The organism is Neoaquamicrobium sediminum, from assembly GCF_040970315.1.
Taxonomy (GTDB): Bacteria; Pseudomonadota; Alphaproteobacteria; order Rhizobiales; family Rhizobiaceae; genus Aerobium; species Aerobium sediminum.
This window is the reverse complement of the sequence record NZ_JAZHFV010000002.1, coordinates 892,193-913,246: the sequence shown is the minus strand read 5'-3', so window position 1 is coordinate 913,246 and position 21,054 is coordinate 892,193. Positions and strand designations below refer to the sequence as shown.

21 protein-coding genes are annotated in these 21,054 nt (G+C 63.9%); 11 read left to right on the top strand and 10 right to left on the bottom strand.

Translation table 11 applies throughout. The features are described 5' to 3' along the window. Window positions 1-17 precede the first annotated feature (17 nt). Window positions 18-710 carry a glutathione S-transferase family protein gene (locus V1479_RS09755; RefSeq protein ID WP_368802717.1) on the bottom strand — a complete coding sequence of 231 codons (693 nt, stop codon included), beginning with the start codon at window positions 708-710 and terminating at the stop codon, window positions 18-20. Between the two features lie 67 nt (window positions 711-777). On the opposite strand from V1479_RS09755, the gene V1479_RS09750 reads away from it, so the two are divergent. Further along, window positions 778-1,290: a DinB family protein gene (locus tag V1479_RS09750; protein ID WP_368802716.1), complete on the top strand. Its 513-nt coding sequence runs from the start codon at window positions 778-780 to the stop codon at window positions 1,288-1,290. Between the two features lie 26 nt (window positions 1,291-1,316). Here V1479_RS09750 and V1479_RS09745 read toward each other — a convergent pair whose 3' ends face one another. Beyond that, window positions 1,317-1,610 carry a ubiquitin family protein gene (locus V1479_RS09745; protein WP_368802715.1) on the bottom strand — a complete coding sequence of 98 codons (294 nt, stop codon included), beginning with the start codon at window positions 1,608-1,610 and terminating at the stop codon, window positions 1,317-1,319. A 6-nt stretch (window positions 1,611-1,616) separates the two neighbouring features. After that, a complete protein-coding gene (locus V1479_RS09740) occupies window positions 1,617-2,699 on the bottom strand; it encodes a WD40/YVTN/BNR-like repeat-containing protein (RefSeq protein ID WP_368802714.1) in 1,083 nt (360 codons plus the stop codon). A gap of 77 nt (window positions 2,700-2,776) precedes the next feature. On the opposite strand from V1479_RS09740, the gene V1479_RS09735 reads away from it, so the two are divergent. From V1479_RS09735 to V1479_RS09720, 4 genes are all read left to right on the top strand, one after another. Beyond that, window positions 2,777-3,244 carry a MarR family winged helix-turn-helix transcriptional regulator gene (locus V1479_RS09735; RefSeq protein WP_368802713.1) on the top strand — a complete coding sequence of 156 codons (468 nt, stop codon included), beginning with the start codon at window positions 2,777-2,779 and terminating at the stop codon, window positions 3,242-3,244. 158 nt (window positions 3,245-3,402) lie between these two features. Further along, window positions 3,403-4,101 (top strand): hypothetical protein, encoded by a 699-nt coding sequence (locus tag V1479_RS09730; RefSeq protein ID WP_368802712.1) that lies wholly within the window; start codon window positions 3,403-3,405, stop codon window positions 4,099-4,101. A gap of 83 nt (window positions 4,102-4,184) precedes the next feature. Next, window positions 4,185-6,062 carry an ABC-F family ATP-binding cassette domain-containing protein gene (locus tag V1479_RS09725; protein ID WP_368802711.1) on the top strand — a complete coding sequence of 626 codons (1,878 nt, stop codon included), beginning with the start codon at window positions 4,185-4,187 and terminating at the stop codon, window positions 6,060-6,062. Next, window positions 6,059-6,865: a crotonase/enoyl-CoA hydratase family protein gene (locus tag V1479_RS09720; protein WP_368802710.1), complete on the top strand. Its 807-nt coding sequence runs from the start codon at window positions 6,059-6,061 to the stop codon at window positions 6,863-6,865. The genes V1479_RS09725 and V1479_RS09720 overlap by 4 nt, the downstream gene beginning before the upstream one ends. A gap of 18 nt (window positions 6,866-6,883) precedes the next feature. Here the strand turns inward: V1479_RS09720 and V1479_RS09715 are convergent, their stop codons facing one another. The 3 genes from V1479_RS09715 to V1479_RS09705 all read right to left on the bottom strand — a co-directional run bounded on the left by V1479_RS09715 (window position 6,884) and on the right by V1479_RS09705 (window position 9,705). Beyond that, window positions 6,884-7,480 carry a hypothetical protein gene (locus V1479_RS09715; RefSeq protein ID WP_368802709.1) on the bottom strand — a complete coding sequence of 199 codons (597 nt, stop codon included), beginning with the start codon at window positions 7,478-7,480 and terminating at the stop codon, window positions 6,884-6,886. 55 nt (window positions 7,481-7,535) lie between these two features. Beyond that, on the bottom strand, window positions 7,536-7,985 hold the full coding sequence (locus V1479_RS09710) for a DNA polymerase III subunit chi (protein WP_368802708.1): 450 nt from the start codon (window positions 7,983-7,985) through the stop codon (window positions 7,536-7,538). A 229-nt stretch (window positions 7,986-8,214) separates the two neighbouring features. Then, window positions 8,215-9,705 carry a leucyl aminopeptidase gene (locus V1479_RS09705; protein ID WP_368802707.1) on the bottom strand — a complete coding sequence of 497 codons (1,491 nt, stop codon included), beginning with the start codon at window positions 9,703-9,705 and terminating at the stop codon, window positions 8,215-8,217. Window positions 9,706-10,022: 317 nt separating this feature from the next. On the opposite strand from V1479_RS09705, the gene lptF reads away from it, so the two are divergent. The 6 genes from lptF (at window position 10,023) to rsmA (ending at window position 17,631) form a co-directional block, all read left to right on the top strand. Further along, the gene (lptF, locus tag V1479_RS09700) at window positions 10,023-11,225 is read left to right on the top strand and encodes an LPS export ABC transporter permease LptF (RefSeq protein ID WP_368802706.1); all 1,203 of its coding nucleotides are present in this window, start codon (window positions 10,023-10,025) and stop codon (window positions 11,223-11,225) included. Then, entirely contained in the window at window positions 11,222-12,310 is a 1,089-nt protein-coding gene (gene lptG, locus V1479_RS09695) for an LPS export ABC transporter permease LptG (RefSeq protein WP_368802705.1), read from the top strand. Before lptF ends, lptG begins: the two co-directional genes overlap by 4 nt. After that, window positions 12,311-14,728: an LPS-assembly protein LptD gene (locus tag V1479_RS09690; RefSeq protein ID WP_368802704.1), complete on the top strand. Its 2,418-nt coding sequence runs from the start codon at window positions 12,311-12,313 to the stop codon at window positions 14,726-14,728. A gap of 100 nt (window positions 14,729-14,828) precedes the next feature. Further along, window positions 14,829-15,761 (top strand): SurA N-terminal domain-containing protein, encoded by a 933-nt coding sequence (locus tag V1479_RS09685; RefSeq protein WP_173190490.1) that lies wholly within the window; start codon window positions 14,829-14,831, stop codon window positions 15,759-15,761. 35 nt (window positions 15,762-15,796) lie between these two features. Next, entirely contained in the window at window positions 15,797-16,807 is a 1,011-nt protein-coding gene (pdxA, locus tag V1479_RS09680) for a 4-hydroxythreonine-4-phosphate dehydrogenase PdxA (RefSeq protein ID WP_368802703.1), read from the top strand. Beyond that, entirely contained in the window at window positions 16,804-17,631 is an 828-nt protein-coding gene (rsmA, locus tag V1479_RS09675; protein ID WP_368802702.1) for a 16S rRNA (adenine(1518)-N(6)/adenine(1519)-N(6))-dimethyltransferase RsmA, read from the top strand. Before pdxA ends, rsmA begins: the two co-directional genes overlap by 4 nt. A gap of 21 nt (window positions 17,632-17,652) precedes the next feature. Here rsmA and V1479_RS09670 read toward each other — a convergent pair whose 3' ends face one another. The 4 genes from V1479_RS09670 to mltG form a co-directional block, all read right to left on the bottom strand. Next, window positions 17,653-18,186, bottom strand: a complete 534-nt coding sequence (locus tag V1479_RS09670; protein WP_368802701.1) for a hypothetical protein — start codon at window positions 18,184-18,186, stop codon at window positions 17,653-17,655. 112 nt (window positions 18,187-18,298) lie between these two features. Beyond that, window positions 18,299-18,955, bottom strand: a complete 657-nt coding sequence (gene gmk / locus V1479_RS09665; protein WP_368802700.1) for a guanylate kinase — start codon at window positions 18,953-18,955, stop codon at window positions 18,299-18,301. Window positions 18,956-18,958: 3 nt separating this feature from the next. After that, complete coding sequence (locus V1479_RS09660) at window positions 18,959-19,846, bottom strand: YicC/YloC family endoribonuclease (protein WP_368802699.1); 888 nt, start codon at window positions 19,844-19,846, stop codon at window positions 18,959-18,961. A 28-nt stretch (window positions 19,847-19,874) separates the two neighbouring features. Continuing rightward, entirely contained in the window at window positions 19,875-21,050 is a 1,176-nt protein-coding gene (mltG, locus tag V1479_RS09655) for an endolytic transglycosylase MltG (RefSeq protein WP_368802698.1), read from the bottom strand. Window positions 21,051-21,054: the final 4 nt, after the last annotated feature.

Below are 21,054 nucleotides of genomic sequence, written 5' to 3'. Positions count from 1 at the left end.
AGGGGCGAGCGGGGCCGTCAGGCCGCAGCAGAAACGCTTCGGCCGAGCCCGCTATGGAGATCGAGGCATCGCTCGAACCACATTGCCACCGGATCGTCGGCCGCAAGCACCGGATAGGGGGAAATCACCCGCGCCCACTGGAACGCGCTGGCAACGATGTAGTCGGAAAAGAGTGCCGTCTCTCCGCCGATGAATGGCTGGACGGAAAGCATTGACCGCAGCGGTTCCAGCTTTGCGCGGAACGCGTCGAGCCCGGCATCGCGGCCGACCGGCACTTCCTCAATGGGCTTGCCGAACCGCGCCTCGCGGGTCGTCCTGAAATGCGCCTGATCCGCCGGATCGAGCCTGTCGTGGATGTCCATGAGCACGGCCGCGCCCAGGAACGGGTGAACGGTGAGTTGCGACCAGCGCTCGATGAAACGGGCGGCAGCCTTGCCGCCTTCGCCGCCGAACAGCGACGGCCGGTCGGGATAGGTTTCCTCGAGATAGAGCGCGATCGCGAAGCTGTCGCCGACAACCCGCTCGCCATCGCGGATAACCGGCACGGTGCCGCAGACGCCCTGTTCCACGCCCTTAACGGCGGTGAAGGGCGTGGGCACGCTTTCGTAGGCGAGCCCCTTATGCGCAAGAGCAAAAGCCACCTTCCAGCAATGCGGGCTGAACGGCCGGCTGCGGTCGGTGCCGACGAGGTCATAAAGCAGAATGGTCATTGGCGCGGGCCTCTTGCTTGTGTAGGTGTGCCGCAACATCGACCGTCCGAGGTTGAAAGGAAAGCCCATGCGTCAGCATTTTCAGATGTTTGCAGTCTATAACCGTTGGGCCAATGCGCTCGTCTACGAGGCGACCGCGGCCCTTTCGGAGGAGGACCAGAACCGCGACATGGGCGCGTTTTTCGGCTCGCTAATGGGCACGCTCAACCATCTGCTGGTGACCGACCGGATATGGCTCAAGCGCTTCACCGGAGAAGGTGCGGCACCGGCGTCTCTCGACACGATCCTGTATCCGGACTTCGTCGGCCTGCGCGGCGCTCGCGAGGCGGAAGATGCACGCATCGTCGACTGGATAGGTTCGCTGAGCAAGGAAGACCTGGCCGGCCGCTTCACTTATGTGACGGCCACCGACATGCGCACCATTTCACAGCGGCTCGCCCCGGCACTGGCGCATTTCTTCAACCACCAGACCCACCACCGGGGGCAGGCGCACGCGATGCTTACGGCGTTGGGTCAGCCGAGCCTGCGGCTCGACCTCGTCTATTTCCAGCGCATGGAGGAAGGCCGCGCCTTCGCCTGAGGCGCGGGGCCACGGCACCAGACGGGTCAGCCGCCGCTGATCGCGGTCAGCACGAAGACTTCCGAGCCTGGCGCGAGGGCGGTGCCGAGCGAGGCACGCTCACCGCCCACGAATATGTTGATGTGCTTGCGGATGGCGGGGCGAGAATCGCAGATGCGGTCGCCCATGCCGGGCCAGCGGCGGTCGAGTTCGCGCACCATTGCCGAAACGCTGTCGGCGTGCATCTCGACGTGACGCGTCGAGCCAGGAAACAGATCGACCAGCAGCGGCGAGAGCTTTACTACGACCGGGGCCATGTTCTGCGGAGCGTCGGAAGGCATAACTGGTCAGCGCGTCACGACCATCGTCTCGACCGACGAGATCGACGGCAGGTGCTCCGCGATGCAGGACCAGCTATCGCCCTCGTCGTTGGAGGCAAAGAGCGCGCCGCCGGATGTGCCGAAATAGACGCCTGCTGGGTCCATGCGGTCGGCAGCCATGGCCTGGCGCAGTACGCCGAAGAACGCGTTCTTCTGCGGGAGGCCTTCGCGCATGTCCTGCCAGTTCTTGCCGCCGTCGCGCGTGCGCCAGACGGCCGCCTTGGCGTCGGGCACGAACCGGCCGTGGATGTCGCCGTTGAGCGGCAGCAGATAGAGCGTCGACGGATCGCGCGGGTGAACCGCCGCGGGGAAACCGAAGCTTGAAGGCAGGCCCGCCTCTATGCTCTCCCACGTCTTGCCGGCATCGGCGCTGCGATACATGCCGCAATGGTTCTGCTGGTAGAGCAGGTCCGGCTCGCCAGGCGCCTGCACGAGGCAATGCACGCACTGCCCGAATTCAGGGTAGTTCTGCCCCTCGGGCATGAAGTCCGCGCGTGTGCCCTTGTTGCGCGGCTCCCAAGTCTTGCCGCCATCACCCGTGAAGAACACGCCGGCCGACGAAATACCGATCCAGATGCGATCCGGGTCGGCATGGTCGGGCACCAGCGAATGCAGGATGAGCCCCGCTCCGCCGGGTTCCCAGTCGGGCCGCGTCGGATGCTTCTGCAGGCCTTCCATGTGGGTCCAGCTCTGGCCTGCATCGTCGCTGAAGAAGAGGCCTGCCGGCTGCACGCCGGCATAGAGGCGGCCGTTACGGGCCGCGAGGCTCCAGACCGCCTTGATGGGCTCTTGCCCCGCCTCGTAGGCGAGCCCCTCACTCGAATGCGACCAGCTTTCGCCGAGATCGGTGGATTTCCATACCGCCGGGCCGAACCATTCATTGCCGGCCGCGCCATAGATCGTGCCCGTGGCTGGGTCGCCGATCACATGCTGCATGGGCCAGGTTTCGCAGAACGGTCCGCGCAATTCCCAGGAACTGCGGGCCGCATCGCTTTGCGCGATGAAGACGCCTTTCTTGGTACCGATCAGGACCAGCACCTGTTCCGGCATGGTTGTTCCTCCCTCGCCTATTCCGCCGTCCGCCGCACCTCTCTGGACAATAAAGTTGATATCAACATAATTATGGCATGTCAAAGCCTGCCGATTCGCCGGACCACGATACGCTTCCCTTCGCAACAACCCTGCATGTGCGGGACAAATGCCTTTGCCTGCACCTGCAGCGGGCTGCGCGCGCCACGGCGCGCATGTTCGACGAAGCGCTGCGGCCGATCGGCATTACCAGCGGCCAGTTCTCACTGTTGATGTCGCTCAACCGCCCTGCCCCGCCGCTGATGGGCGAGATCGCGGCCTTTCTCGCCATGGACCGCACGACGCTGACAGCGATGCTCAAACCGCTCCAACGGCGCGGCCTGCTCGAAGCCAGGACCGATGAAGCGGATCGCCGCGGCAAACGGCTCGTGCTTTTGCCAGAGGGACACGCCCTGCTGGCACGAGCCGTACCAGTGTGGGCCCGCACGGAAGAGCAGATAGAAGCTCTCCTGATCGGTTCCGATCCTGAAAGGCTGCGTCAGGATCTGGTCATGCTGGGCCGGTAGCGGAAAACCAACTCGAGTTTGAATCAAAGGCCGACGCCACCCTAAACCGATGCACAACCCTGGCGGGCGGTGATCCGCAACTTTCGCGGGCGGGCATTCGTACCCCTTCATGTAGCCGGCAACCCCTGCCGGCATCAAACCTGAAGGAGAGCGTTATCATGGCTAATATCATGTCCATCATAAGCAAGACGCTGGCCGGCGGGGCGGTTGCCTTTGTTCTGAGCGGCCCGGCCCAGGGACAGAGCATCGGCATTGGGGTCGATGCCGGCGGTATCGACGCCGGCGTTGGCTTGGGAGTTTCCGGCGATGAAGGCATCGGCGCCGGGCTGGGCGCTTCGATTGGAGGCAGCGGCGGCGTCAACGCCGGCGCAGGTGCAAGCGTCGGCGGCAACAGTGGTATCGACGCAGGTGCAGGCGCCTCGGTCGGCGGCAGCAACGGCGTGAATGCCGGCGTCGGCGCCAGCGTTGGCGGCAGCGAGGGCATCAACGCGGGCGTGGGTGCATCTGTCGGCGGCAGCAATGGCGTGAATGCGGGAGCATCTGCCTCCATTGGCGGCGGCGGCGTCGATGTCGGTATCGGCATCGGTATCGGTGGCGACGGCGGCGATGACAATGGCGGTGGTGGAGGCGGCGGTGGTACCGGCGGCGGCGGTAACAACGGCGGTGGTAGCGCCGGCGGTGGCGGCAACAATGGCGGCGGCGGTGGAGGCGGCGTGCCTGCACCCGGCATTGCCGGCCTCGGCAACGGCAAGCCCGAGGTGGCCCAGAGGCGTTGCCCCGAGATCGTTTCCAATCCGTCCTTCTACGATCGGGACCTCGTGTCGCTGTGCCGCATGACGCTCCAGGCGTCTCGCTAACCGGCATGTGAGCGCGGCGGCAACCAAAAGCCGCCGCGCCCGCCCTTGCCTTCCCGGCGCCGCTCGGCCAATAGAGCGGCGCCATGCTTATCATCAACGACATATCGCTCCGCATTGCCGGCCGCCTGCTGCTCGACCACGCCTCGCTCACGCTTCCAGCGGGATCGAAGGCGGGGTTCGTCGGCCGCAACGGCACCGGCAAGACCACGCTGTTCAAGGCGATCACCGGCGAGATGCCAACCGAAACCGGCTCGATCAGCTTTCCGAAGAACACGCGGATCGGACAGGTGGCGCAGGAAGCGCCCGGCACCGAGGAGCCGCTGATCGAGATCGTGCTCAAGGCCGATACCGAGCGGCTGGCGCTTCTGGCTGAAGCGGACACGGCCACCGACGCCAATCGCATCGCCGAAATCCAGATGCGGCTCGCCGACATCGATGCCCATTCGGCCGAAGCGCGCGCGGCAACGATCCTTGCCGGGCTCGGTTTCGACACCGAGGCGCAGAAGCGGCCGGCATCCTCGTTTTCCGGCGGATGGCGCATGCGCGTCGCGCTGGCGTCCGTTCTTTTCGCCGAGCCTGACCTGCTGCTGCTGGACGAGCCGACCAACTATCTCGACCTCGAAGGCACGATGTGGCTGGAAAGCTACGTCGCAAAATATCCGCACACCGTGCTGCTCATCAGCCACGATCGCGACCTGCTCAACCGCGCGGTCAATTCGATCGTGCATCTCGACCAGAAGAAGCTGACCTTCTGGCGCGGCGGCTACGACCAGTTCGAGCGCCTGCGCAGCGAGCAGCTCGAACTGCAGGAAAAGAGCCGCATCAAGCAGGAAGCGCAGCGCCAGCATATGGAAAGCTTCGTCGAGCGCTTCCGCTACAAGGCCTCCAAGGCACGACAGGCGCAGTCGCGCCTGAAAGCGCTGGAGAAGATGAAGCCGATCTCGGCGGTCATCGAGGACAGCGTTCGGCCGTTCTCGTTTCCCGAACCCGTCAAGACGGTCGCCTCGCCGATCGTGACCACGCAGGCAGGCGCAGTCGGCTATCAGCCGGGCAAACCCGTGCTCAAGGGGCTGACGCTGCGGATCGACGAGGACGACCGCATTGCGCTGCTGGGTTCCAACGGCAACGGCAAGTCGACCTTCGCCAAGCTGCTCGCCGGGCGGCTTTCGCTGGACAGCGGCGGCATGACCATCGCGCCGGGGCTGAAGGTCGCCATGTTCGCCCAGCACCAGCTCGACGACCTGCGGCCGGAGGAGAGCGCCGTCGAGCACGTGCGTCGCCTCATGCCCGATGCCCCGGAAGCCAAGGTTCGCGCCCGCGTGGCGCAGATGGGCCTGACGACCGAGAAGATGTCGACAAAGGCGAAGGATCTTTCGGGCGGCGAGAAGGCGCGCCTGTTGATGGGACTGGCGGCGTTCGAGGGACCGAACCTGCTGATCCTCGACGAGCCGACCAACCATCTCGACATCGACAGCCGCGAGGCGCTGATGGTAGCGCTCAACGAGTTTCCAGGCGCCGTGATCCTCATCAGCCACGACCGGCATCTGATCGAAGCGACGGTCGACAGGCTTTGGCTCGTCAAGGACGGCACGGTTGCCAGCTATGACGGCGACCTCACAGACTATCGCCAGCTTGTCACCGGCGGAGCCTCCGACCGGCGCGAGAGGCGCGAGGCCGACAAGGCGTCAAAGGCCGACAAACGGCGCGAGGCCGCAGCCCGCCGCCAGGCGATGGAGCCTGTCGCCAAGGAAATCCGCGCCACGGAAGGCCTGATCGAGCGCACGCGCAAGCGGATCGACGCGATCGAGGACCAGCTTGCCGATCCCGCGCTCTACGAAAAGGACCCGTCGACCGCCACGCAGCTTGCCAAGGAACGGTCCGACCTTTCCAATACGCTCGCCCGCCACGAGGACAGATGGCTGACCCTGTCGGCGGAGTATGAGGAAGGGATCGCAGAATGACGATTCGTACCGAGCGCGACGGCGACATCACCATCGTCACGATAGACCGGGCTGAAGCCCGCAACGCGGTCAACCCGGAGATGGCGGATGCAATGTTCCGCGCCTTCGTCGATTTCGAGCGGGACGACACGCAGAAAGTCGCGATCCTGACCGGTGTGCCGGGTGCGTTCTCGGTCGGGTTCGACCTGAAATGGGCCGCGACCAACGTAAAGGACACCTGGTTCGCCGATCACGATCTGGACGGCTCGTTCGACGGCAGCGACGACAGGCCGCGCAAGGGGCCGATGGGACCGACGCGCCTGACGCTCTCGAAGCCGGTGATCGCCGCGATTTCCGGCCCAGCGGTCGCGGGCGGCATGGAGCTCGCCTTGTGGTGCGACCTGCGGGTGATGGAAACATCGGCCTATATGGGCGTCTACTGCCGTCGCTGGGGCGTGCCGCTGATCGACGGCGGGACGGTCCGCCTGCCGCGCATCGTCGGCCATGGCCGCGCGATGGACCTGATCCTCACAGGGCGGCAGGTCGATGCCGAGGAATGCCGGGCGATCGGGCTCGCCAACTATCTTTGCGACGACGGTAAAGCCTTGCAGACTGCGCTCGGCATCGCGCGCGATCTAACTCGCTTTCCGCAGGCCTGCATGCGCGCCGACCGTATGTCGGCCATACGCCAGTGGTCCCTGGCGCCGGAGCAAGCGCTGGCGGCCGAATGGCGCAGCGTCGAGACCTTCCGCCAGGAAGGCATGGCCGGCGCGGGCCGCTTCGCATCCGGCAAAGGGCGCGCGGGCGATTTCGACGGAATCTGAACTCCCGAGGTCCTCGGCCTAGACCCTGCCCCACTTTGGCGGCTTGGAATTGGGATTTTCGCGGCGGCGGCGAAAGGTAAGCAAAAAGCCGACCACGCCCACCGCCATCAGGACGAAGCCCGCGGGCTGCATGCGCGGATCGGGTGAGGCCGCCACCGTTCTAAGCACGAGATCGACGCTCAGCAAGGATGGCCCGACATCGTCGGCGACCTCGATGTCGAAGCGGTAGGCTCCCTCGGCGCCGTTCAGGATGCCGGCTGCCGCGCGATAGAGCCGCACCTGCGATTGGGGGCTTTCCAGAACCGCAGCACCGGACAGTGCGAGGCCTTCCCGTAACACGACATTTTCATCGGCATCGCGAACGACTACCGTCAGCGTCGCAAGCCGAAGGTCATCGGGCAGAGCGTCTTCCGTTCGCAACTCGGCGCCGACGGCGACCTCCCTGCTAATGTCAAGGACGGTCTCGACCGTGCGTTCCCCAGTTCCCCGCTCATAAATGCGCCACCTGCCGATTTCGTCGCCGCCGGAGCCGACGAGGACGCGCGGATACACGATGCCGAGCACCACTCCGGCCACAAGCATCAGCATGAACAAGAGACGGAATACCCATCTCATCGCGGTAACTTCCAGGTTTCGTGATCACTAGCCGCCGGCAGGGAAGGCATGCAGGTCAAGCCTTGCGCTCCCAGCGGCGTTCCGGCGTCTGCTGCCAGTAGGTCGCCGCGTGGCCCGCAGTCTTCATGGCTTTCCAGTGGCCACGCGCCTGCTCCACCTGGCTCATATCGTGCCCGTCGAACATGAAGACGGCCCGGTCGTAACCCGACAGTTCAGGCGGTTCCGCCCCATCGACCATGAACCGGATACGCGCTGCGTTCGCGTTGCCCGTGCCGGTGGTCAGAAGTACGGGCTGATGCTGTGCATGCTGATCATGCTCCGTGCCGTGCGCGAGGAAGGAATCGTCGCGGTAGGTCCACAGGTGCGTGTCGAGCGCGTCGCGCCGTTCGTCGCTGCCGGTTTGCACCACCGCACGCCAGCCGCGCTCCAGGCTTTTTTCCAGGAGCGGCGGCAAGGCGTCTTCCAGCGCCGACTCGGTCAGGTGGTAGAACAGCACCTCGGTCATGATGAAGCCCAGGCTGATTGGAAGGATCGCGTTCCTTCGCGCCCCCCTCTGTCCTGCCGGACATCTCCCCCACGAGGGGGGAGATCAACTTTCATGTAGGCCCTCGCCAATCTCCAACCTTGCAAGAAGGGTACCGGCCGTCGCGCAAGCCGATCTCCCCCCTCGTGGGGGAGATGTCCGGCAGGACAGAGGGGGGCAACGTAGAGCGAAGCCATTACGGTCCGTCCGACTAGCTTTCGTAGTGGTCGCGAACCAGACGGTCGAGCAGCCGCACGCCGAAGCCGGACGCCCACGAGTGATTGATCTCGCTGGAGGGCGAACCCATCGCGGTGCCGGCAATGTCCAGATGCGCCCAGGGCGTGTCACCGACGAAGCGCTGGAGGAACTGCGCCGCGGTGATGGAACCGGCATTGCGCCCGCCGGTGTTCTTCATGTCGGCGTTCTTGGAATCGATGAGCTTGTCGTATTCGGGCGCGAGCGGCAGGCGCCAGACCTTCTCGCCCGTATCCTTGCCCGAGCCCAGGAGCCGGTCTGCAAGCTCGTCATTGTTGGAGAAAAGGCCGGCATGCTCGTTACCGAGCGCGACGATCACGGCGCCGGTCAGCGTCGCGAGATTGATCATGAAGCGAGGCTTGAAACGCTCGTTGCAGTACCAGAGCGCGTCGGCAAGAACGAGCCGGCCTTCCGCATCGGTGTTGATGACCTCGATCGTCTGGCCCGACATGGAGGTGACGATGTCGCCGGGGCGCTGGGCATTGGCATCCGGCATGTTCTCGACAAGCCCGATGATGCCGACGGCGTTGACCTTGGCCTTACGGGCGGCGAGCGCGTGCATCAGGCCGGTCACGGCGGCGGCACCGCCCATGTCGCCCTTCATGTCCTCCATGCCGCCGGCGGGCTTGATCGAAATGCCGCCCGAGTCGAACACCACGCCCTTGCCGATGAAGGCGACCGGCTGGTCCTTTGCCTTGCCGCCGTCCCAGCGCATGACCGCGAGGCGCGCCGGACGCGCAGAGCCCTGGGCAACGCCGAGAAGCGCGGCCATGCCGAGCTTCTTCATTTCTTTTTCGGTCAGGATCTCGACCTTGACGTCGAGCTTCTCGAGCTCCTTCGCCTTGTCGGCGAACTCCAGCGTGCCGAGCACGTTGGCGGGTTCGTTAACGAGGTCGCGGGCGAGCAGCACACCGTCGGCCACCGCCTCAGCCGTGGCGAATGCCTTCTTGGCCGCGGAAGGGTTGGCGCAGAGGATCGTGACCTTCGCCGGCTTGGCGGCATCGGCTTTGCCGTTGTCCTTCTTCGTCTTGTATTTGTCGAAGGCGTAGGCGCCGAGCATCGCGCCGAATGCGAGCGAGGCGACATCTTCAGCAGAGGCCTCGGCGCCGTCGATATCGGCCAGGATCGAGATTTCGCCGGTTTTCTTCGCCGCGGCAAAGGCGGCACCGCCGATGCGGTTCCAGGCGCGCTCGTCAAGCGCATCCGCCTTGCCGGCGCCGATGGCGACGAGCCTGTCATAGTCGGCTCCCTGAGGGGCGAGCACTTCGAGGCTCGCGGCGAGCTTGCCGGAAAAGTCCGCTACGCCAAACGCCTTCTTGAGAGCGCCTTGCGGGTCGCACGCGGACGCAGCCTCGGAAAGCCCGCCCCCGTCTGTCGCCAGTACGACGACGCTTCCCTTTTTCGGCGTGGCTAGCTTGGCGAATGCGATGGAGGGACGTTGGGACATAAGCTTTCTGACTGCCTTCTGATTCTGCAAATTCCGTAAGCCGAGCGGCCTGCTTTGATAGTGGCGTTTTCGGACGGTTTGACAAGTCCGGCTCAAGCTTCACATCACACTATGCGTGATCGGGAACCGTTAACCTTGTTTATTGGTAGTTTGTTCGCCTAAATTCCGCAGACTTGCCATCGGGGACAGTCCTCGGACAGACGGGGCGACGAACGGGACACGCTTTCGATGCGCGCCGCCTTGCAGGTAGTGCGCAGCCGGAAAAGGTCTTGTTTGCGCCGCACGCTCGTCAAATTGAAACCGGAACGTCGCGCCGCATGAAGGTCGTTGAACAGTACATATTGCGACGCACTCTGGGCATTTTCGTAGCAACCCTGTTCTGGGTGCTGGCGATCGTGTGGACCACCCAGATCCTGACCCGCATCAATGTCGTAACCGGCAACGGCCAGTCGGCTGCGACCTTCTTCGAGATCGCCTGGCTGGTGTTGCCGGCGGTCATTCCCGTGGTGATTCCCTTTGCGGTGGGCATCGCGGTCGCGCAGACCCTGACCACGATGAACACCGATTCCGAACTCATCGTCATCAGCGCCGCGGGAAGCCCGCGCATGACCGTGATGCGGCCAATCCTGCTGCTGGCCGTCGGCGCCTGCATCGTATCGTTCGCGGTCAACAATTTCGTCGAGCCTTATTCGCGCGAGCGCCTGCGGGTGCTGATCTCCGATGCTCGCGCCGACCTCATCACCAGCATCGTACAGGAAGGGACCTTCCAACAGGTAGAGCAGGGTCTGAACATGCAGATCGGCGAGCGACTGCCCGATGGGAGGCTCGGCGGCATATTCGTCTCGGATACCCGTGAAGAGGGCATCGAGCTGATCTATTATGCCAAGAGCGGCGCGACAGTGGACCTGAACGGCACGAATCTTCTGGTCATGCAGGATGGGGTGGTGCACCGGAAGACCGCAGACGGCGTTTCCGTCGTGCAGTATAAATCCTACGCGCTCGATCTCTCGCAATTCACTGCCAGCAATTCCGGCCCGACTCTCCTGCCGAAGGACCGCACGCTGGCTTACCTGATGAATCCCGATCCCAACGATCCGGTGTTCAAGAAGTCGCCCCAGGGCTTCCGGGCGGAACTGCACAAGCGCTTTACCGAATGGCTTTACCCCATGGTGTTCGCGCTGATTGCGCTGGCGGTAGCGGGTGACTCGCGCTCATTTCGCGAGGCGCGGGTTCATCCGCTTCTGACGACGATGACCATCGCGCTGATCGTGCGCTGGGCGGGCTTCTTCGCCGCGGACAAGGTGTGGAACGTGCCCGCCTTCACGCCGATGATGTACGGCGTGCCCATCGCGGCATGCGGTGTGGCGGCATTCTTCATCGCGACCAATCGTGTGATGGAACTGCCGCTGTCGGTGGTGGAGCGCGGCCAGACGATCTGGACCCGCCTCCAGCAGCAGCTTGTCGCAATCAAGGTGAGACTGTCTGGCTACAAGCGCGCGCTTCCGGGAGACCCCGTATGATCGGTCTCACGCTCGGGCGCTATCTGTTCACGCGCTATGTCTCGATCACCTTCTGGTTCCTCGCCGGAATCGCGGCGATCATCTTCATCATCAACTTCACCGAGTTGTCCGGGCGCCTGGGCGGCCTGCCAAACTATTCGGTCGGGTTGACGCTGGGCATCGCCACGCTGCAGACGCCGATGATCATGATGCAGGCGGTGCCCTTCGTCGCGCTGATTTCCGCCATGACGACGCTGGTCTCGCTGAACCGCAAATACGAGCTCGTCGTTGCACGTGCGGCGGGCATATCGGCCTGGCAATTTCTGCTGCCGATCTGCCTGGGTGCCCTCGCCTACGGCTTGGTGACTATTCTGCTTCTCAACCCGATCGCCGCCAATGGTTTCGAGCGCAGCCAGGTGCTCGAAGTGGAGGTTCGTACCGACAGCGACACGGCCTTGGGACAGCCGGCGTCACCCTGGATCAAGCAGCGAACGAACGAAGGCGAAACGATCATCGGCGCACGCCGGATTCTCAACCGCGGGCTCGAGCTCGTGGATGCCACCTTCCTTCGCATCGACCGACGTGGCGATCTTTACGAACGCATCGATGCGCGGCGTGCCTACCTCAGAGACGGGCGCTGGGAGTTGCGCGGAGCGACGCGGACCCGTACCGGCGAAACGCCGGAAGCGGCCGGGACAGTGAGAATCAATACCAATCTCACTCCCGAGTTCGTGCTCGAGCGCCTGGCCGCACCGGAGACGATTCCGATCTACGAGTTGCCGCGCAAAATTGCCGCAGCCCGCTCGTTCGGCCTCGGCGCGAACGCCTTCGCGATGCATTTTCACTCGCTGGTGGCGCTGCCGGCCCTGCTCGTTGCGATGACTTTGATTGCCGCGACGGTATCGATGCGCTTCGCCCGTATGGGGCAGTCGGCAACGATTATTCTGGGTGGCGTCCTCGCCGGCTTTCTGCTTTATGTCGTTTCGGTTCTGGTCAAGGCGTTTGGAAGCGCCGGATTCGTGCCGCCTGTGGCGGCGGCATGGTTTCCGGTTCTGATCGCCAGTTTTTTTGGGGTGACTTTTCTCTTGTACAAGGAGGACGGTTAGTTGAGGGGCGAACTCGCGACATATCGCAAGTCCGCCCGGACTTTGCGCCTCATCGGTGCGACGGCGCTCGCCTGCGTCATGGCGGTCAGCGTTGCACCCGGCGTAGCGACTGCACAGCAGATCGACCTTGAAGGCATGACCTCGTCGCCAGACGCCGACATGCTGCTCGAGGCGGATACCATCGTCTACGATAACGATCGCAATACCATCACCGCAGTCGGCGGCGTACAGATCGACTATGACGGCAGCCGGCTCGTCGCACAGCGCGTTACCTACGATCGCGCTACCTCGCGCCTGATCGCCACCGGCAATGTCGAGATCGTCGACAGGCAGGGCACGCGGATTTTCTCCGACGAAATAGATGTCACCGACGATTTCCGCGACGCCTTCGTGCGTACCCTTCGGGTGGAAACAGCCGACGAGACCTATTTCGCCGCGGAAAGCGCCGACCGCCGCGACGGCAGCATCACCACCTTCAATTACGGCGTCTACACGGCCTGTAAGCCCTGCGAGGAAAAGCCGGACAAGGCGCCGGTCTGGCGCGTGAAGGCGCAGAAGATCATCTGGAACGGACAGACGAAGACCGTTCGTTTCGAGCGCGCGCGCTTCGAGATGTTCGGCATGCCTCTGGCGTTCCTGCCCGCCTTCGAGATCGCCGACCCGACGGTAAAGCAGCGTACGGGTTTCCTGATTCCGAGCTACAAGTCCGATGAGGACCTCGGGCATGGCGTGGTTGTTCCCTTCTATTGGGGAATCTCGCCAACCTACGACATCACGTTCAAGCCGACCGTCTATTCGAAACAGGGCTTCCTTGCCGAGGCCGAATGGCGCCAGCGCTTTGACAACGGCTCCTATTCGATCACGGTTGCCGGCATTCGCCAGCGCAACCCCGAAGAGTTCTACAACGATATAGCGGGAAATCCCGACCCGCTGTCGTTTACCGACAACGAAACCTTCAGGGGCATGGTCGGCTCCAAGGGCGAGTTTCAGATCAATCCGCGCTGGACTTTCGGCTGGGACGTCATGGCCCAGAGCGACAAGAACTTCTCCCATCGGTATGGGATCGCGGGTTTCAGTGAACTCAACCGTACCAATGAAGTCTATCTGACCGGTTTGAACGATCGGAACTATTTCGACCTGCGCGGCTATCGCTTCAACGTGCAGGAAGCGCGTGTGCTGCCGACATCGCGTGATCCGCGCCAGCCGTGGGTTCTGCCCTCCTTCGACTATTCCTACACTCCAGATCAATCGATCGCCGGCGGCGAGCTGAACATCGACGTCAACGTGCAGGGCGTGCACCGCAGCGAACTCGACGTGCGCGATTTCTCAGTTGCAGGAAACAGCCGGACGCGGCTGACAGGTATCGACGGCACCTCGGGGCGCGTTACCGCGCAGGCCGAGTGGAAACGCTCTTACGTGGCGCCGGGCGGCCTGATGCTGACGTCGATCCTGCATGCCAGGGGCGACGCCATCGGCGTGAGCTACGATGGACTGACCGAGGACGCTATACGGCGCGCTGCCGCCAACAACGGCGTGACGGCGGACATTCGGTCCTCGTATTACCGCGCAATGGCGACGGCAGGCCTGGAAGCGCGCTGGCCGGTCCTGTTCTCCACCACCAGCTCGACGCACGTGCTGGAACCCATAGCACAGGTTTTCGTGCGGCCTGATGCGCCTTACGGCGATGTGCTGGGCATTCCCAACGAGGACGCGCAGAACCTCGTATTCGACGCATCGAACCTCTTCGAGCGCGACAAGTTCGCCGGCTACGACCGTATCGAAGGCGGCATTCGCGCCAATTTGGGCATTCGCTATTCAGGCGCATTCGCCAATGGCTGGACCACAACTGCCATCGCCGGTCAGTCGATTCACATTGCCGGTACAAACCCTTACGCGTCTCCTGATCTGGTCAATGTCGGCGCGGCCTCGGGGCTTGAAACCGATCGCTCGGACTATGTCACGGCAGTCAACCTGACGAGCCCCGTCGGCCTGAGGCTGGGTGCCGGCGCACGGTTCGACGAAGACACGTTCGAGCTGCGTCGCACAGATGTCAGCGCTGGGTATGCAACGCCCAATTTCGGTATCTCCGGCGTCTATTCCTTTATCGAGGCCCAACCCGACTACGGGTATGCGGAAGACCGGCATGAGGTTCGCGGCGGCGGCTCTGTCAAACTGCATGAATACTGGCGCGTGTTCGGCAGCGGGACCTATGACATCGAAGACGATTTGATGACCCGCAAGACGATCGGCTTCAGCTACGACGACGAATGCTTCTCGTTCACGTTCTTTGGCGGTGAAACGGCGTCCAGAAATTCCAGAACCCGTGAGGTCGAGAAGGAAAAGACGTTCGGCTTCAAGATCGCTCTTCGCACGATCGGCGATATCGGTGCTTCGACGGCTGCTCTGGACTCTTTTTAAGCGCCGCGAAGACTTCGATCCCCCGCGTCACGCTTTTGCCCTATAATCCCATCAGGGAATGATCTAAATCGCGGTGTCTGGCAATCTAGGGAGACACAGTATGGCAAAGCTTGCATCCACCCTGCGCACCTGCGCATTGGCCCTGATGCTTGCGGGCCTTTCAGCGCCTCTGGCTGCTACGGCGTCGCAAGCTTCCGAAATCAAGTACATCGTGAACAACGTTCCGGTGACGAGCTACGATATCCAGCGGCGCGCAGCGTTCCTGCGCATTCAGAACCGGCGCGGCAACCTGCAGCAGCTTGCCGCCGACGAGATGATCAACCAGGCGGTACGTGCTTCTGAAATCCAGCGGATGAATATCCGCATCAGCGACGACCAGGTGGCAGGTGCCTATGAGCGCTTCGCCAAGTCGAACAACATGTCGCCCTCGCAGATGGATCAGGTGCTGAACCAGTCCGGCGTCACAAAGGCGCACTTCCGGGAGTTCATCCGCTCCCAGATGGGCTGGTCGCAGGTGCTGAGCCAGCAGTCGCGTTCCAGCCAGATGAGCGAGCAGGACGCCGTTCAGCGCATGCTTCAGCAGGGCGGCGACAAGCCGTCCGCGACCGAATACATGCTGCAGCAGGTTATCTTCGTGGTGCCGGCATCCGAACGCCGCGCCAAGCTTGGCGCGCGCAAGCGCGAAGCTGAAGCGATGCGCCAGCGTTTCCAGAACTGCGAGACGACCCGCGAATTCGCCAAGGGCCTGCTGGATGTCACCGTGCGCGATCTGGGTCGCGTCCTGGAGCCGGAACTGCCGTCGGATTGGGCGAAAGAGGTGAAGGCGGCAAAGGCCGGTTCCGCGACGGTCGTGCGCGAAACCGAGCGCGGCGCCGAATTTATCGGCATCTGCAGCGCGCGCGAGGTTTCCGACGATCGGGTCGCACAGATGGTGTTTCAGGCCGAAGGCAGCGGCAGCAGCGAAGACAATAACGACACGTCCAAGAAGCTGACCGAGGAACTTCGCGCCAAGGCCCAGATTATCAGGCGCTGACGTTCGATCGAAACCAGCAGGCAGGACCGGCGGGCGTGGGCATACTTGCTCTGACATCGGGTGATCCTTCGGGTATCGGCCCGGAGATCGCCATCGAAGCATGGCGCCTGCGCAAGCAGGACGAAACGCCTCCGTTTCTGTTGCTCAGCGACCCCGCACTCGTCGAGGCGCGGGCCAGTCGCATGGGTCTGCCGGTCAAGATCGCGACCGTAACGCCGGAAGAAGCCGGCGCCGCATTTGCGGATGTGTTGCCAATCGTTCCGCTCGGTGCATCGTTTCTGGATTCACCGGGCAATCCCAACGCGGTCAACGCAGCCGGCACGATAGAAGCAATCGAGACCGCGGTCAGGCTCGTCGTCTCGGGCAGAGCTGATGCGCTGGTCACCTGCCCGATCGCCAAGAAACCGCTCTACGATGCGGGGTTCGGTTATCCCGGGCACACCGAATTCCTCGGTCATCTAGCGGAGACGATCGCAGGATCGTCGGCGACACCCGTCATGATGCTTGCAGGTCCCGAACTGCGGGCCGTGCCGGTCACCATCCATATTCCGCTGGCCAAGGTTGCTCCGACATTGACGACGGCGCTCATCGTCGAGACGGCTTCGATCACGGCGTCCGATCTGCGTGACAAGTTCGGGATAGACAATCCGCGGCTCGCCATCGCGGGACTGAACCCCCACGCCGGCGAAGACGGGGCGATGGGCAGGGAAGACGAGGACGTGGTACGCCCGGCCGTGGAGCAGCTTCGCAGGCTAGGCATCGATGCCCGGGGGCCCCTGCCCGCGGATACGATGTTCCATGCCCGTGCCCGCGCAGCCTATGACGTGGCGATCTGCATGTATCACGACCAGGCTCTCATCCCCGCAAAGGCGCTCGCTTTCGACGAGACCGTGAACGTCACGCTCGGCCTGCCCTTCATCCGCACGTCGCCAGACCATGGCACCGCATTCGACATAGCGGGCAAGGGCACCGCGCGGCCCGACAGCCTGATCGCGGCGCTGCGGCTGGCCCGGCAGATGGCCGATGCAAAGGCCGCGCGTCGATGACCATAGACGGGCTGCCGCCGCTTCGCGAGGTGATCGACCGATACGAACTGCGCGCGAAAAAATCGCTCGGACAGAACTTCCTGCTGGACCTCAACCTGACCGGCAAGATCGCGCGGGCGGCTGGCGATCTGTCATCGACCACCGTGATCGAGGTCGGCCCCGGCCCGGGCGGCCTGACGCGCGCGCTGCTGGCTCACGACGCGGCGCGGGTCGTTGCAATCGAGCGCGACGAGCGCTGCCTCGCGGCACTTGCCGAGGTCGCGGCGCACTATCCCGGTCGGCTCGACGTGATTGCGGGCGACGCCATGAAAACAGACTTCCCGGCGCTCGCCGAAGGCGCGCAGGATGTCAGGATCGTCGCCAACCTGCCCTACAATATCGGCACCGAGTTGCTGATCCGCTGGCTGACCGTCGCCGACTGGCCTCCCTTCTATTCGTCGATGACGCTGATGTTCCAGAAGGAGGTGGCGCAACGCATCGTGGCGGCCCCGGGCGACAGCGCCTATGGCAGGCTGGGCGTGCTCGCGGGATGGCGCACGGAGGCAAGGATCGTCTTCGACCTGCCGCCGCAGGCGTTCACGCCGCCGCCCAAGGTTACGTCCGCGGTGGTTCACATCGTGCCGCGTACACAGCCGTTGCCCGCCGACGGCAGGAAGCTCGCGCGCGTGACGGAGGCTGCTTTCGGCCAGCGGCGCAAGATGCTGCGGCAAAGCCTGAAGGGGATAGGCGGAGAGAGCCTGCTGGCGGCCACCGGGATCGACGGCACACGCCGCGCAGAGACGCTGTCGGTTGCAGAGTTCGTGACGCTCGCCAATGCGATCTGACGATCGACCGCGCCGAAGCGGCTATGAGATGAAGCTGTAGATGCCGATCTCGTCGAACCTGACGGGTGCATCGGTGTCGTCTTGCCCTGCTAGTTCACCTGCCATCTCCTGCAGAGCCTTTTGAAGCTTTTCGGCAGCCCTACTCTCGGGATCAATCAAGGCGTTTGCGAAGTCCACGAGCGAGATACCCAATTCATCCAGACCGCTGTCTTCCTCGATCTTACGAATGATCTTCTCTGCGTCAGGCGATTGCCTGATCTTTATTATTTCATCCTTGATCGCCTGCCCAAATGCCGAGGCCGTTTCAAAGTCGTCAACGTCGAGGCCGAGCGCCTTGCCCACCTGCTCCACGTAGTGGACTTTGAGCTTGTTCACGTCGACCAAGGTTGGGCTGAACATTGGGTCCGGCTGCCGGGGCTGCGCCGGCGACGCGGTAACCGTGAGGATGGCGTTGCTATCAGCTTGGCGCTCCTTTGCCCCGGACGCGAGCGACGTCAAGTGAGTTTGCTGGAGAAGCTGCAGGGCCGCGAGGTTTGCGGGCGGTAACACGGACATGTTCACTCCGGCAATGCGCCCGGCACGTCATGCGCGGCACATCGTCAAACAGGCCGTGCATCATGCCCGGCGAACAAAGCCGCCGGCAGCATGCACACCGTGTCTTAAGAATTTACTCCAGCTTCTCGTCCAGCAGGCCAGAGATGAAATCGAACAGGCCCGGGCGGCGGTCCCGACGCAGGCGTTCCGCCGCGACAATCGCCTCCACCTCGGCGAACGCCGTGTCCAGATCCTCGTTGATGACGATGTAATCGTAGTCGCGCCAGTGCTCGATCTCGGCGCGCGCGTTGGCAAGCCGTGCCGCGATGACCTCGTCACGATCCTCCGCGCGGCGGCGCAGCCGCTCCTTGAGCTCTCGCATCGAGGGCGGCAGGATGAAGATCGAAACGATGTCGGCGCGCATCTGCTCGCGCAACTGTTCCGCGCCCTGCCAGTCGATGTCGAACAGCATGTCCCGCCCTTCGGCGAGCGCCTTCTCGGCTGGCGCCCGCGGCGTGGCGTAGAAGTTGCCATGGACTTCGGCCCATTCGAGCAGTTCGTCGTTGTCGCGCATGAACTCGAAATCGCGCCTGGAGCGAAAATGGTAGTGCCGGCCGTCGATTTCGCTGCCGCGCCGCGCGCGCGTCGTCACGCTGATCGACAGTTCGAAGGCGGGATCGCTTTCGAGCAGATTGCGCGCAATCGTCGACTTGCCGGCACCGGAAGGCGACGACAGCACCAGCATGAGCCCGCGACGGCGGATCGAAGCGATAAGGGGCGTATCCGCCATGGGCTACTCCAGATTCTGAACCTGCTCGCGGAACTGATCGACGACGGATTTCAGCTCCAGCCCGATGGCCGTCACGGCGGCCGCGTTGGACTTGGAGCAGAGCGTATTCGATTCCCGGTTGAATTCCTGTGAAAGAAAATCGAGCTTGCGGCCGATCGGCCCGCCCTGGGCGATCAGCGCCCGGCCGGAGGCGACATGCGTCTTCAGCCTGTCAATCTCTTCGCGGATATCCGCCTTGGTAGCGAGAAAGGCGGCTTCCATGTGAAGACGCGCCTCATCGAGCGGCGCGCCGGTCTCGAGAAGCGCCTTCACTTGCTCCGCAAGGCGGGCACGGATGGCGGTCGGCTCACGCGACGGGTCAGCCTCGGCGCGCTCCGTCAAAGACTGGATGGCCCCCAGATGCCCGAGAAGCAGTTCGCCAAGCGCTGCCCCCTCGTCTCGGCGTGCGGTCTCAAGGCTTGCCAGTGCCGCATCGAGCGTGGCGAGAATGGCGGCATCCAGTTCCGCACGCGCCTCTTCGCTCTCGGCTGCTTCCGGCGCATCGAGCACGCCCCGCAGGGCCAACAGGCCATCGGCCGTTGCCGGCGCGACGCCAAACTGTTCCTCCAATCGCCTAGCAAGGCCGGCGAGATCCCTCAGGAACTCATCGTTGACAACCGGTTGGGCTTGCGCGCCGGTGCGCGTGAGCGTGAGGCTCGCCTGCACATTGCCGCGCGAGAAGCGCTTCTGGATGGCCTGACGGACAGGCTGCTCCAGCCGCTCGCAACCCGGCGGCAGCCGCAACCGCGCCTCAAGGCCCTTGCCGTTGACGGATTTCAACTCCCAGACAATCGCCGCGCCGGCGTTGTCGGCGACCGCCCGGCCGAAGCCGGTCATGCTCTGCAAACCCATGGCGTCCCCTACCCCCCATTTCGCGTCGTCACTCGTTTGCGGCGTCACTCTCCTCCGCTTCGCCTGCTGCCTCCGCGCGCTGTCTTTCGATCCGCCGCCAGCGCGCGACATTCTCGTTGTGCTCCTCCAGCGTGGTCGCGAAGGCATGCCCGCCGCTGCCGTCCGCCACGAAGTAGAGATCCTCGGTCCTCGACGGGTTGGCGACCGCTTCAAGCGATGCACGGCCCGGGATGGCGATCGGCCCCGGCGGAAGCCCGTCGATCGTATAGGTGTTGTAGGGCGTGGGCTTGTCGATGTCCGAGCGATAGATGGGACGGTCCGCCGGCTTCCCCTCGCCGCCGAAGAGACCGTAGATGATCGTCGGGTCGGACTGCAGGCGCATGCCGCGCTCCAGCCGGTTGATGAAAACGGAGGCGACGCGCGAGCGTTCGTCAGCCCGGGCCGTTTCCTTCTCGACAATCGAGGCTAGCGTCACGAACTCGTTGATGTCCGAGATGGGAAGGTCCTGCGCCCGACGCTCCCAAATGCCCTCAACCAGCTTCTTCTGGTCGGCGGTGAGGCGGTCGATGATATCCTGGCGCTTCAGGCCACGGGTGAACCGGACCGTATCGGCTGCCAGCGATCCCTCAGCCGGCATCTCGGCAGGCATCTCGCCTTCGAGTTCCTCCGCCGCGGCAATGCGCGCGAAGGCCTGAGCCACGGTCAGCCCCTCGGGGATGGTGACCGAATGAAGGATCGACTTGCCGCTGACCAGCAGCTCCATGATGTCGTGCATCGAAGCGCGGGCGGGAATAGCGTATTCGCCAGCCTGCAGGCGGCCGTCGTTGCGATACGCGCGAAGCCCGAGGCGGAAGATGCGCGCGTCGCTGATCATGTCGCGGCGCTGAAGCTGGTCCGCGATTTCGGTGACGCCGGTATTGGGCTTGATCAGGAACGTGTCGGGCGTCGCCAGCGGCCCAGGGCCTTCGAAGGTGGTCTTGCCGAACCAGACCGCGACAAAGGCCGCGATGACCAGCAGCACGATCGACGACATCAGGAAGTTCAGAAAAACGACGACCTGGCTGCGGGAACGGCGCGAGCGACGCGGCGGAGGTGTCCCCGCTTGGGGGCGAAGCGCCTCGCTGGCGCTTTTCGGCACGATGGGCTTGGGCCCGGATTGATGCTGGCTGGCTATAGCGCCATCGTCCGCAGGATTGCTCGTCATGGCC